This is a genomic window from Mesorhizobium captivum (assembly GCF_033977165.1).
Lineage (GTDB): Bacteria > Pseudomonadota > Alphaproteobacteria > Rhizobiales > Rhizobiaceae > Mesorhizobium > Mesorhizobium captivum.
In genome coordinates this window covers 116,318-129,061 of the sequence record NZ_JAVIJB010000005.1, presented here as the reverse complement: position 1 = coordinate 129,061, position 12,744 = coordinate 116,318, and the positions used below count along the sequence as shown (strand labels likewise).

The following is a 12,744-nucleotide window of genomic DNA, read 5'->3' as shown; positions in this document are numbered from 1 at the left end:
CCTTGCGGGCTGAGAACTTGACCCGTCTTCTACAACGACCGACCCCTATTCGGCGGCCATTGCCAGTCGCAGTTCCGGTTCCGGTTCATGCGTCAATTCCTCCGGGGTCTCGTCCGCCACCGGCTTGATCCGGAACCACGCGATATACAGCGCAGGTAGGAAGAGCAGGATCAGCACCGTGCCGACCGCCGTGCCGCCGATCAGCGTATAGGCCATCGATCCCCAGAAGACGGAGTGCGTGAGGGGTATGAAGGCCAGCACCGCGGCAAGCGCGGTCAGGATCACGGGCCGCGCGCGCTGCACCGTGGCCTCGATGACGGCGTGATAGTCATCCAGGCCGGCGGCTCGGTTCTCCTTGATCTGTTCGGTCAGGATCAGCGTGTTGCGCATCAGGATCCCGGCTAGTCCAATCAGGCCCAGAATGGCGTTGAAACCAAAGGGCTGGTTGAAGGCCAGCAGCATGGGCACGACGCCGACGAGGCCAAGCGGCGCCGTCAGCACGACCATGAACATCGTCGAGAAGGATCGCACCTGCAGCATGATGACGATCAGCATGGCGGCGATCATGGCCGGGAAGATTTTGCCCAACGCGGTGTTGGCCTTCTCAGCCTCCTCGATCGATCCGCCCATTTCGATGCGATAACCGGCCGGAAGCGATGCGATCAGCGGCTGAAGGGCTTTCATGATCTGCTTGGAGACCTCCGGAGGCTGGGTCGCTTCGTTGATGTCGGAGCGGATCGTAATGACCGGCGTGCGGTCGCGACGCTTCAGAATCGGCTCTTCCAGACGGATTTCGGAATGGCCGATCTGGTCGAGCGGAATCTGCCGGCCGTCCCGGCTCATCAACGAGAAATCCGCCAGACGCGATGGATCCAGCCGCTCGGCGCCGGCGCTGCGCGCCACGATGGGGACATTGCGGATATCCTCGCGGACCTGCGTGACCGGAATGCCGGTGAGCAGGAATTGCAGTTGCTGGGCCGCCTCGGCCGACGACAGGCCGATGAGGTTCAGCCGATCCTGGTCCGGGACGAAGCGAAGCACGGGCGTGCGATTGCCCCAGTCGCGGTTGGCCTGCCGCACGTCCGGGACGCCCCGCATGATGTCGAGGGCCTTCTCCGAGATGCTGTAGAGCTGCGCCGGTTCAGGCCCCATGATCCGGAACTCGACCGGGAACGGCGTGTAGGGGCCGAACACGAGCTGCGTGACGCGGACATTGGCTTGCGGTGCGAGCCCCTGTGCCACCGCCTCCCGGAGCCGGTGCTTCAGCGCCTCGCGCGCCTCGGCGTTCGGGGTCAGCACGACGATCTTGGCAAAGGCGGGATCGGGCAATTCAGGCGCCATCGCGAAGAAGAAGCGCGGAGCGCCCTGACCGACATAGCTCGTGACGATCTTGGCCTCGGGTTGGCCGTCCAGCCAGTGCTCGAGCTTCTCGACCGTGGCGGTCGTCGTCTCGATGCTGGTGCCTTCCGGCAGGCGAACCTCGACGAGCACTTCCGGGCGGTCGGATGTCGGGAAGAACTGCTGCTTGACGGCACCCATGCCGATAACAGAAGCCGCGAAGGCGATGGCGACGATACCGGAGGTTACGAACTTGTGGCGCACGGCAAAGGTGATGAGCCGCCGCAGGCGTCGATAGTTCGGTGTGTCGTAGATCGCATGGTGACCACCCTCGATCGGTTTGATCGCGGGCAGCATCTTGACGCCGAGATAGGGCGTGAAGACCACGGCGACGATCCAGGAGACGATAAGCGCGAACCCTACGACCCAGAAGATGTTGCCGGCGTATTCGCCGGCGGTCGAGCGCGCGAAGCCCACGGGCAAGAAGCCTGCGATCGTCACCAGCGTTCCCGACAGCATCGGCGCCGCGGTGTGGCTCCACGCATAGGCGGCCGCTCTGATGCGGTCCATGCCCTCTTCCATCTTCACCACCATCACCTCGATGGCGATGATGGCGTCGTCGACGAGAAGACCGAGCGCCAGGATGAGGGCGCCGAGCGTGATGCGGTCGAAGAACCGGCCGGTCTCCAGCATGATGAGGAACACGGCGGCGAGCGTCAGGGGGACGGCGGCCGCCACGACGATGCCGACGCGCCAGCCCATGCTGAGCAGGCTGATCAGCAGCACCACGCCGAGCGCCATCGCGAACTTCATCATGAACTCGTCAACCGCCGAGGTGATGTTGACGGCCTGGTCTGACACCTTGTCGAGCGTCATCCCGAGCGGCAATGTCCGTACGATGGCCGCCGTCCTGTCCTCCAGCGCCTTGCCGAGCGCGCGACCATCCCAGCCCTCCTGCATGACGGCCGCGAGCATGATGGTGGGCTCGCCCTGGCGGCGGATGAGATAGGTGGGAGGATCCTCGTAGCCGCGGCGGACCGCGGCTATGTCGGAGAGCTTCAGCGTCCGCCCCGCGGCGACGATCGGCGTGTCGGCGATCGCCTGGACACTGTCATAAGCGCCATTGACCCTGATGAAGACCTGCGGCCCCTCAGTGTCGATAGAGCCCGCCGGCGTGACGGTGTTCTGCCGCTGCAAGGCGCCAACGATATCCCGTGCCGACACGCCGAGCGTTGCCAGCTTGGCGTAGGAGAACTCGACGAAAATCTGTTCGGGACGTTCGCCGAGGATGTTGATCTTCTTGACGCCGGGCACATGCAGGAGGTCCTGTCGGATCGCCTCGGCCTGCCTGGCCAGCTCACGCATCGGCATGCCCTTGGCCTTGAGCGCGTATAGGGCGAAGCTCACGTCCGAATATTCGTCGTTGACGAAGGGGCCGTAGACGCCGGACGGCAGGTTGCGGGCTTCATCCCCGAGCTTCTTGCGGGCCTGGTAGAACTCTTCCTGCACGGCGGATGGCGGTGTGCTGTCCTTCAGCGTGACCGTCATATACGCATAGCCCGGCCGCGTGGTCGTCTCGACCCGGTCGTACCAGGTCAGCTCCTGAAGCCGCTTCTCCAAAGGTTCGGCGACCAGGTCCTGCATCTCACGCGCCGTCGCGCCCGGCCACGCCGTCGTGACCGTCAGGGTCTTGATGGTGAAGTTGGGATCCTCCGCCCGGCCGAGCATAAGGAAGGCGTAAGCGCCGGCGGCCACCAGCAGGAGGATGAAGAACAGGGTGACGGCGCGTTCATGAACGGCGATCGCTGAAAGATTGAGGTTCATTGTCAGTTGCTCCCGCTTTCGGACGCAGTCCTGACGCGAGCGCCCTCCTGCAGGAGATGAGCGCCGAGCGAGACAATCCGATCGCTGGAGCTCAATCCGGAGATCACGGCGGATTCGCCGGTCACACGAACAAGCTTGACGGGTTGAAAGTGCACTGTCGAGGTGGCGTTGTCCAAGACCCAAACGCCGGTCTTCTTGCCGTCGTCGAGCACTGCTCCCAGCGGCACCTGGACTTCCGGCTCGCTCGCCTGCGTTGCCAGCCGAATGGTTACCGTCGCGCCAAGCGGTGCTGCCGCGGCTTCACCGTCAAGCACATAGCGGGCCTCATAGGTGCGGGTCTGGGCATCGGCGGAGTTGGATAGTTGTCGCAGATGCGCCGTGTGGCGTTGCTCATCGCCCCCATACACGCTGGCGTCGGCCGCGGAGCCGATTGCCGGCCGGATCGTTTCGGGAAGCGCGACCACCGCTTCGCGGGGGCCGGCCTGAGCGACCCGAACCACCGTCTGGCCGGCGGAGACGACCTGACCCGGCTCGCCAAGCGTATCGACCACCGTTCCATCGGCGTCCGCCAGCAGGACCGCATAGGCCGCCTCATTGTCCGCGACCTTCGCATCCGCTTCGGCGACGGCGAGCTGGGCCGTGGCCGTATCCAGCGCGGCCTTTGCCTGCTCGTAGCGCTGCCGGGGAACCCATCCATCTTTCAGCAGATTGGCATATCGCCGTTCATCCGGTTCTGTCTGAGCGACGATCGCACGCGCGGCGACAACGGCATTGCGCTTTGCCGTGAGCGCAAGGCGAAGATCGGTGTCGTCGATCCGCATTAGCGGCTGACCGGCTTTTACCTGCTGACCGACATTGACAAGCCGTTCGACGATCTTGCCGGGGACGCGGAAGCCGAGATTGCTCTCCACCCTCGCCCCTACGATGCCCGTGAAGCTGCGTTTGGAACCGCTCACCCGCGCTGCCATCGCCAACCTGACGACGGGCGGCTCCTGCCGCGGGTCGCTTGCGGCGGAAGCCTCCTGCGCGGGATTGGCAAATGTGGCGAATGCCGTCGCCCCTGACACCGCGATCGCCCCTGACCCCGTGATCAGGATCGCGCCCAGCATAATAACCGATCTCTTTTTCATGCCCGTCGCCTCACGTCGAAATAGATTGCGTCCGTTCTCTATGCTGTGTCCCGCGTCGACCGGCAGCGGCAGGCTGCGATCCGCGCGGCGTATCAGTCCGGTAGCGCGTCGGCGCGCGGATGCTTGTCGGCCTCGGTCGAGACCGTCACCTTCTCGCCGGACCTCGAGAACGCGTAGAGCGAGCCCCGGTAGCCCGGCATGGAGAAGGCAACGGAGTCGCGGTCGGCGAGGCCCATGACGACGCGCTGCGGATCGCCGCCGCCCTTCGGCGCGAAGGTGGCGGTGACCTCCAGGAGACCGCCGTCGGCTGGGACGTAATAGACCACCATGTCGAGGCGTCCGTTGTGCAGGCTGCTGGCTTCGATGGGACGGCCGATGGTGGCTTCCTCAGCAAGGGCCGGCGTCGCCGTGAACAGCGCGGCCAGAAGCGATGCGCTCAGGGTTCTGCGGATCATCTCGGTATCTCCTCTTGTTAGATTGTGATCGAACTCTATCCTATATAGATTTCGAATGCAATCTAAAAAGAGCGGCATTCAGTCCGTGGCAAACCGCCACACCCACCACATGGCGCGCCGCCTATTTCGCACCTCCTCTTGATAGATTGCGTTCGGTCTCTAATTGAGATATAGATTTTGTACGCAATCTAAATTAGGAGATCGACGATGCGCGTGAGCCGCATTCAGGCTGAGCAGAACCGGCAAACCGTGATCGACGTGGCCAGCCGGCTTTTTCGGGAGCACGGTTTCGACGGCATCGGCCTCAAGGATCTGATGAAAGGCGCCGGGCTGACCCAAGGCGCCTTCTATAAGCAGTTCGCGTCGAAGGAGGACCTGGCTGCACAGGCGTCCAAGCGGGCGATGGAGAGCGCTGCCCACCGATGGGCGGCGGCGACCACAGCCAACCCTGGCGATCCCCTTGGGGCGGTGGCCGCATTCTACCTCAGTATGGACCATCGCGAGGAAAGGATGGATGGCTGCCCGGTCGCGGCGCTCGGCTCGGATGCCGCCAGGCAGGGGACAGACGTGAAAGCGTCGTTCGAGGCCGGCATCAGGGAGCATCTCGAAATCATCGGCCGCATGATTGCCGCGGCCGATGGCGAGCCCAACAAAAAGGCCATGGCCGTTCTCTCGACGATGGTCGGTGCGCTGATGATATCGCGCGTCGTCAACGACCCTCACCTCGCTCAGGCTTTTCTGGATTCGGCGACCGAACAGGTTCGCGACGCCGTCACCGCTTGAACGGCTCGGGGGCTGGCGACCGAGATTGATAGGAGAATAGATGCGACGGATAGTTGTTACAGGCATGGGCGCGGTCACGCCCCTTGCTGCGAATGTCGAAGCGTCGTGGTCGCGTCTTCTGGCCGGTCGCTCAGGCATCCGGCGGCTTCCGGACGACATGGTGGAAGGCCTGCCGGCGAAGATCGGTGGGACAGTTCCCTCCCTGGAAGAAGACCCCGAAGCCGGCTTCGATCCGAATGCTTTCCTGGCCCCCAAGGACCAGCGCAAAGTGGACCGCTTCATTCTGTTCGCGCTGGCCGCGGCGGAAGAGGCGATTGCTCAGGCGAAATGGAAGCCGGTCTCGGCAAACGATCGGATCCGCACCGCGACGATCATTGCTTCAGGCATCGGAGGGTTCCCCGCCATAACCGAGGCCGTGCGAACAGTTGACCAGCGCGGCGTGCGGCGCCTGTCACCGTTCACGGTGCCGTCCTTTCTGGTGAACCTCGCGGCGGGCCACATCTCGATTCGTTACGGATTCAAAGGTCCGCTCGGGGCACCGGTGACGGCATGCGCGGCTGGCATCCAGGCAATCGGCGATGCGGCTCGTCTTATCCGCGCCGATGAAGCCGACATCGCCATATGCGGCGGAGCGGAAGCATGCATGAATGTCGTCAGCCTGGGCGGTTTTTCAGCGGCACGCTCTCTTTCGACCTCCTTCAATCACCGTCCTGATCAGGCCTCTCGTCCGTTCGACATATCGCGGGACGGTTTCGTCATGGGCGAAGGAGCCGGCATCCTGGTCATCGAGGAATTGAGCCACGCGCTTGCGCGCGCTGCGAAACCGCTCGCCGAGATCGTCGGCTACGGCACGACAGCGGACGCTTATCACGTCACGTCCGGTCCCGAAGATGGTGATGGCGCGCGCCGAGCCATGGAGATCGCGATTGCCCAGGCCGGTATTTCACCGCGTGAGATTGGCCATCTCAATGCGCACGCAACCTCTACTCCGGTCGGCGACCTGGGAGAAATCGAGGCGATCAAAAGCGTCTTCGGCACAGATTTCACCATAGCCGTCAGCGGGACGAAGTCGGCGACCGGACATTTGCTCGGCGCCGCCGGCGGGCTTGGCGCCCTCTTCGCGATCCTGGCGCTCAGGGATCAGGTGGCACCCCCCACTCTCAATTTGAGCGCCCCGGATCCTGCCGGTGACGGAATCGACTTCGTCGCAAACCGGGCGCGGCCTATGGAGATGGATTACGCGATCTGCAACGGCTTCGGTTTTGGAGGTGTCAACGCCAGCGCCTTGTTCCGGCGCTGGGATGGACATGCCGATCGCGCCAATGCCGGCGTCACATGATTGACGCCTCCGCTCCAACATTTCGCGCTTCGTCCCACTCCAATCCAAAGAGAGAAGTGATTTCCATGAGCAAGACCAATCTTGGCGTCGCCCTCGTCACGGGGGCATCCTCCGGCATCGGGCGCGCGACGGCCAACACGCTGAGGAGCGCGGGCTTTCGTGTTTTCGGAACCAGCCGCCGCGCTACCCCCGGGAAATCCGACGGCATTACGATGCTGACCTGTGACGTGACCGACGACGCGTCCGTGTCAAAACTGGTCGACGGGGTGCTGACCGAGGCCGGGCGCATCGACCTGCTCGTCAACAATGCCGGCGTCGGCCTGCTCGGCGGCGCGGAGGAGTCCTCGACTGCGCAAGCTCAGGCGCTTTTCGACGTGAATGTCTTCGGTGTTATCCGAATGACCAACGCGGTGCTGCCGGCAATGCGGCGCCAACGAAACGGCAGAATCATTAATTTGAGTTCGGTGCAGGGGTTCATCCCAGCTCCTTATTTCGCGCTTTACTCGTCGACCAAACATGCCGTTGAAGGCTATTCGGAATCGCTTGACCACGAACTGCGCCCGTTCGGAATCCGCGTTGTGTTGGTCGAGCCCGCCTATACCCGTACGTCTTTCGAAGAGAGTCTCGCCTCCCCGGATCAGTTGCTTGATATCTATGACTCGGCGCGCGCAAGCATGAATGCAGCCGTGCGGAAAGCGATGGAAAAAGGCGATGCGCCCGAAGTGGTAGCCAAGACCGTTTTGGCGGCTGCGACCGACCCCACTCCGAAGAGGCGCTATGCAGCGGGGAAAATGGCGCGCCAGGTCAGTTTCCTGCGCCGCTTCGTCCCCGCATCCGCATTCGACAAAAGCCTGCGAAAGCAGCTCGGGTTGCCGGTCTGATCGCTCAGGCAGCGCTGCCGGTTCGGCGCGACGGGAGCTGCGCGGGATCGAAGGAGGTTTTGGCAGAATTGTCGAAATGCCTCGGTTCGAAGGCAAGCGCATCGCGCATGGGACGCGCTGCCGAGAAAAGAAAACCCTGCGCGATCGTGCAATCGAGCGAGCGGAGGATCAGGCGATCGGCGTCCGTTTCGACCCCTTCCGCCATCACCTCTATTCCCAGCGTTCGCCCGAGATCGATGACGGCTTTGACGAGAGCCTGATCTTCGACGGACTTGGCCAGATCGCGAACGAAGTCCTTGTCGATCTTGATCTTGCGGATACGGCTGTCTTTCAGTGAAACCAGGGTCGAAAAGCCGGTGCCGAAATCATCCAGCACGATCGATATGCCCGCGTCCGCCAGGCGCTCCAGCTTTTCGTCGACCCGGTCGCGATCCACGGGGGCCTCTTCCGTGATCTCGATCTCGAGCATGGCCGCGGGAACATTCTTTGTCTCCAGACCACCCAATATCATGTCGTCGACATTGCCTGCCTCGAGTTCGCGTGGCGACAGATTCATCGCAACGCGCACATCCTGGCGTCCCGTCCTCGCGAGCTCTTCGATCATCGAGCAGCAATTGAGAAACACCGTCTCCGTCAGCAAGGACAGCAGACCGGTTTCACGCGCCGCCGTGACGATCTCAGGCGGCGGAATGGCCCCGTGGACCGGGTGTTGCCACCGCAGCAGCGCTTCGAAGCCGACGACCGCATGCGTGTCCAGCCGCACGATGGGCTGGAACCATGAGCAAAGAGCGCCTGCTTCGACGGCTCCGCGCAGATCGCGCTCGATGCAGTGCTTGCGTTCGAGCCCATGGTCGAGTTCGGCATCGAAGAGGCAGTATTCGTTCCTGCCGCTGCGCTTGGCCGCATAAAGCGCGAAATCCGCGCGCAGCAGCATCTCCGTCAATTGCGGTTTCTCCGACACGTAGATACCGATCGAGGCGCCGACGCGCACCGAATTCAGCGCCGGGTCCGGATCCGCGATGGCCGCGATGATCAAAGATGCAAGTCCGTCGGTCGAATGCGGGGACCCGCTGGCGGGAAAGAGCAGCACGAACTCGTCTCCACCGATGCGCGCGATCGTTGCCCCCGGCGGAGCATGGTTCTCTATCCTGCGCGCGACCCTGACCAGCAGGTCGTCCCCAATATTGTGACCATAGGTGTCGTTGACGGATTTGAAGCCATCCAGGTCGATCAGCATGGCCACGAACGGGCCTCCTGAATGCCCGAGCTGGGAGATTGCCTGCTCGAGCCCGTACCTGTTGAGCAAGTTCGTCAGCGGATCGCGCCTGGAGTTCCGTTCCATCCGGGTAGCGAACTCCCTCGCCTCGTATTTGAGACGGCTCGTCTCCCGGAAGCGGGCCTGTCCGAGAAGCGAGCTTCTGATCATTCCTGCGAGAAACAGCAGGATGGTGAAGCCAAGGACGTAATTTTCGACATTGCCCTTCACCAACACGCATCCGGCGGCGAGCAGAAGCGGCAGCGTCATGAAGTTGAGCGAAGCCGGTGCGTATGACGCGCTGTAGGTGACCGAACCGGCCGACAGGCCCGCAAGAACGATCAAATAGAGCGGCGCCTGGGGCGTAGTGTATCCATCCGACAGCACGGCCAGGAAAGACCACGCGATGCCGGACGCCAGAGCCAACAGCCCGTAAAGAGAAAGTCGGGCGGCGACCGGCTTTAGCCGATTATCGGGAATGTCCGGCGGGGCGGGAATGTCAGATTGGGCGATGGCAAGTCCTATGCGCGCGCCATTTATGACGCTGACCGCCGCAAACCACAGCACCGCCGCAAGGCCGGCACCGGAGAGCAGCTGAACGGTCAGGATCAGGGCCGAGAGCACCGTGCCGATGGGCATCGAGATAAAAAGCCCCATCCTCAGATCAGCCAACCGATCCCACAGGATCCCGGCTTCCACGGATTGGCTTTGCCCGTTGGGCGTGGAACCCGGGCCAGGCTGCTTGGAATGTCTCATAATGCCAAATGGCTAATGAAGCGGAATGAAAATCACGTTAAGGATTTCAGCAGCTTATGGCGCATTCGCTCGATTGACGGCTGAGGCGCGTGGCGTTGAAACGGATTCAGGCGACGCGCTTTAGGCCTTTGTTTTGATGCATTGTCGTCGCCCCAGAACCGCTTGCACACTTCCGGGCGACATGCATTGGCTCGACGGAGCCGGTGCGAAGGGCAAAGTTGGGTCAAAGGCGGCTTCGAGCCAGGTCCCCCCTCGCTCGATCAGGTCAGTCCGAGATCATACCAATTCAGGCGCACGCCATCGCTCCGCAGACCCCAGCGGTCAGCCTTGGCGCCAGTTCCGGTTCTTTTGCAATTAGTTTAGCAATACCTAAATAACAACCGCCAGTTGACTGCAGCTGCCGTCGGCAATATTGATCGAGCGGGGATTAATTCGGGGGTGGTGTCAAAGCAAATGCTTGCGGGGGCGGATCGTGCCATTTTTTGGCGCGATGCAGTACAATTTCTCGACTTAGCGAAAGTTGCGGCGTCGTTCGTACGCTTACACTCGCATCAACTGCCGGATCGTCGCTCATTCATTTGGTGGCCCCTCAAGGGCTGCAATCTCGCGCGCCGGAAAGCCGATGCACGTGCGGTCTATGCGTCTTCGGCAAGGAAAAAACTACGGGCCCTGAAGGCATCGGCGGCCAAAGACCATGGATAGCTCTTCGTTTCGTGCAATCGACTTTCCGAACCTGGGCGTATTCGTTCTTACCGTAGAGCCTCCAGGCGGAACCCGCAGGACGCACGCCGCCAACGAATTGGGCCGCGTCGGCATTTCTTTTGATTTCGTGCAGGGCATCGATCAAAACAGCGCCGACATTGACCGGGCATACTCACGCCTTCTGAATTGGGCTCTTCACAAGCGCTCACTTACGAGGGGCGAGATTTCCGTCTATCTCGGACATCGGAAGATCTGGCAGGAAGCGATGTCCGGAGGGTTGGATTTCGCGCTGATTTTTGAGGACGATTTCAAGATCTGTAATGACGAGCAATTCATTCTGGCGATAAACGATGCCATTTCTCGCCGAGACATTTGGAGCATCGTAAAGTTCTTCGATTTTAATCATAAAAACGTGGTAGATTCAGTTAAAGTTGGAGCAACGCAGCTTGTCGGATACAAATACCTGGCCTCGGGTGCGGTAGCCTATCTGATCAACAGGCAGGCAGCTCAATCACTTCTGCATCGCCGTCATTTGTTCAGGCCTATCGATGAGGATTTTTCTCATCCGTGGGAGTTTTCCATGCGTGTGTGGTCGACTTCTCCCAATCTGGTCGACGAAGTAAGCTTCCAACTCGGTGGATCCATTCTGGAAAGCGAACGATGCGACCTGAGACGCAAGAAGGTTGTAATTCGGTCCATATGGGGGAATTTCCTGCAGGCGAGGAAACTCGTGCGGTCGCTTTGGTATCGCCGAGCGAGTGCGGCTAACGTGCGGGACACTGTAAACGCAGGTAGCCGTGAACGACACGGCCAAACCTATAAAGACGCCTGAGCGCTTTAGGTTTTTGATTTTACGCATGTCTTTGTCCCGAAACCGGTTCCCACTTTCGGCAGACATGCTCTAGTGTCGGATAAGCAGGGAGATCTTGACCCGCGGCGCGAAAAAACAACGCAAATAGGGCTGATTGGTTATGACGTATCTGTTCTCGCAGATATGGTATTGGTCGTCTGGAGATTCCTGCACCCGGTCTCGCGGGATATTGAAATCATCGGGCAAATAAGTATAGCCGCCGTCGACCCTGGACCGCACCGAGGACCGAGGTATGGCGCGACAATCAGAGCCGCCGCAACACTTGAATTTCGTTACCGGGTCAATCTTGTATTCGTACCAATCATGGGCGTTGGCGCCTGTTGCGGCGGCAATGCACATGGCTATGACGATGAACCTTCGCATGGCATCCCTCGACTACGCGGAGGCGCTGCTCGTTCGAACGTCAAGATATATTAGCGTTGCGCTGAAAATGCCATCGGGCTGAGAATGACAAACGTGAGAGAGGCACGTTGTTGACAGCTTATGCGGCCCGGGCAATCGTCTTCGCTATGCTCGGCGAGGAAGAAGGACGCAGCTCATGCGCATCAATGACGATTTCTCCCGCCCTACAATCGTTCACGCCGCACGGCAGGACTGGGCGCCCAGCCCGGCGGCTGGCGTCGACCGGCGCATGCTTTTCAGGATCGGCGACGAGGTGGCGCGCGCCACCTCCATCGTCCGTTATGCCCCGGGCAGTGCCTTTCCGCGGCACACCCATGGCGGCGGCGAGGAGATCGTCGTCCTCGACGGCGTCTTCCAGGACGAGCACGGCGACTATCCCGCCGGCAGCTATTTTCGCAATCCGCCCGGAACCTCGCATGTTCCCGCATCGCGCGATGGCTGCACCATCTTCGTGCGCCTCTGGCAGTTCCGCGCGGGCGATGTCGAGCAGGTCGTCCGTCAGCCCGGAGAGGGCCGCAGCGTTCCACCCAGCGCCGGTGCGGCTTCGGCCACGGTGCTGTTCGACGACGGCCGTGAAGAGGTCCGTCTGGAAGAATGGCAAGCGGGCGAGCGGGTGACGGTCGAGAACAGCCGCGGGCTCGAATTCCTCGTGCTTGCAGGAGAACTTAGTGTCGGCGGCGAGCGGCTGGAGCCGCAGAGCTGGGGACGCCTGCCCGCGGGAACAAAGCTCGACGCTACCATCGGCCCGCGGGGCGCAAGACTCTGGATCAGGAACGCGCCTCTGCTGCACCCTGACGTTCTGTCCCTCCCCGAGCCCGGAATATAGCTGCCGCCGGCGGACGGCGCGATGCCGGCCAGCCGAGAGGGATCCGATCACACCAGCCGCTGCCCGCCGTCGATGTGGATGGTCTCGCCGGTCAAATGCCCCAATAGCTGTCGCATACAACACTCAGCGCAAAAAATTGGCGCTCGTGAATTCCCGTACTTCGTCAGCTATCCATTTCTGAA

9 protein-coding genes are annotated in these 12,744 nt (G+C 61.8%); 5 read left to right on the top strand and 4 right to left on the bottom strand.

The genetic code is table 11. From position 1 onward, the window contains the following. Positions 1 to 45: 45 nt before the first annotated feature. From RFM40_RS06985 to RFM40_RS06975, 3 genes are all read right to left on the bottom strand, one after another. On the bottom strand, positions 46 to 3,162 hold the full coding sequence (locus RFM40_RS06985; RefSeq protein WP_320277329.1) for an efflux RND transporter permease subunit: 3,117 nt from the start codon (positions 3,160 to 3,162) through the stop codon (positions 46 to 48). Positions 3,163 to 3,164: 2 nt separating this feature from the next. Further along, on the bottom strand, positions 3,165 to 4,292 hold the full coding sequence (locus RFM40_RS06980) for an efflux RND transporter periplasmic adaptor subunit (protein WP_320225801.1): 1,128 nt from the start codon (positions 4,290 to 4,292) through the stop codon (positions 3,165 to 3,167). Positions 4,293 to 4,384: 92 nt separating this feature from the next. Next, entirely contained in the window at positions 4,385 to 4,747 is a 363-nt protein-coding gene (locus tag RFM40_RS06975) for a hypothetical protein (RefSeq protein ID WP_320225800.1), read from the bottom strand. 207 nt (positions 4,748 to 4,954) lie between these two features. Here RFM40_RS06975 and RFM40_RS06970 point away from each other — a divergent pair, with 207 nt between their 5' ends. The 3 genes from RFM40_RS06970 (at position 4,955) to RFM40_RS06960 (ending at position 7,750) form a co-directional block, all read left to right on the top strand. Then, positions 4,955 to 5,530, top strand: coding sequence for a TetR/AcrR family transcriptional regulator (locus RFM40_RS06970; RefSeq protein ID WP_320277328.1), 576 nt, complete (start codon positions 4,955 to 4,957; stop codon positions 5,528 to 5,530). A gap of 40 nt (positions 5,531 to 5,570) precedes the next feature. After that, positions 5,571 to 6,869 (top strand): beta-ketoacyl-ACP synthase II, encoded by a 1,299-nt coding sequence (gene fabF / locus RFM40_RS06965; RefSeq protein ID WP_320277327.1) that lies wholly within the window; start codon positions 5,571 to 5,573, stop codon positions 6,867 to 6,869. A 65-nt stretch (positions 6,870 to 6,934) separates the two neighbouring features. After that, entirely contained in the window at positions 6,935 to 7,750 is an 816-nt protein-coding gene (locus RFM40_RS06960; RefSeq protein ID WP_320225797.1) for an oxidoreductase, read from the top strand. A gap of 4 nt (positions 7,751 to 7,754) precedes the next feature. On the opposite strand, the gene RFM40_RS06955 is transcribed toward RFM40_RS06960, so the two are convergent. Then, complete coding sequence (locus RFM40_RS06955; protein WP_320225796.1) at positions 7,755 to 9,704, bottom strand: putative bifunctional diguanylate cyclase/phosphodiesterase; 1,950 nt, start codon at positions 9,702 to 9,704, stop codon at positions 7,755 to 7,757. A 751-nt stretch (positions 9,705 to 10,455) separates the two neighbouring features. Between RFM40_RS06955 and RFM40_RS06950 the strand changes: the two genes are divergently transcribed. Further along, positions 10,456 to 11,295, top strand: coding sequence for a glycosyltransferase family 25 protein (locus RFM40_RS06950; RefSeq protein WP_320225795.1), 840 nt, complete (start codon positions 10,456 to 10,458; stop codon positions 11,293 to 11,295). Between the two features lie 577 nt (positions 11,296 to 11,872). After that, complete coding sequence (locus RFM40_RS06945) at positions 11,873 to 12,562, top strand: cupin domain-containing protein (protein WP_320225794.1); 690 nt, start codon at positions 11,873 to 11,875, stop codon at positions 12,560 to 12,562. Positions 12,563 to 12,744: the final 182 nt, after the last annotated feature.

Bases quoted from the DNA above. Each gene is read 5' to 3' on its own strand.
- RFM40_RS06985 (WP_320277329.1), bottom strand. From the start codon at position 3,162: ATGAACCTCAATCTTTCAGCGATCGCCGTTCATGAACGCGCCGTCACC.
- RFM40_RS06980 (WP_320225801.1), bottom strand. From the start codon at position 4,292: ATGAAAAAGAGATCGGTTATTATGCTGGGCGCGATCCTGATCACGGGG.
- RFM40_RS06975 (WP_320225800.1), bottom strand. From the start codon at position 4,747: ATGATCCGCAGAACCCTGAGCGCATCGCTTCTGGCCGCGCTGTTCACG.
- RFM40_RS06970 (WP_320277328.1), top strand. From the start codon at position 4,955: ATGCGCGTGAGCCGCATTCAGGCTGAGCAGAACCGGCAAACCGTGATC.
- fabF (WP_320277327.1), top strand. From the start codon at position 5,571: ATGCGACGGATAGTTGTTACAGGCATGGGCGCGGTCACGCCCCTTGCT.
- RFM40_RS06960 (WP_320225797.1), top strand. From the start codon at position 6,935: ATGAGCAAGACCAATCTTGGCGTCGCCCTCGTCACGGGGGCATCCTCC.
- RFM40_RS06950 (WP_320225795.1), top strand. From the start codon at position 10,456: ATGGATAGCTCTTCGTTTCGTGCAATCGACTTTCCGAACCTGGGCGTA.
- RFM40_RS06945 (WP_320225794.1), top strand. From the start codon at position 11,873: ATGCGCATCAATGACGATTTCTCCCGCCCTACAATCGTTCACGCCGCA.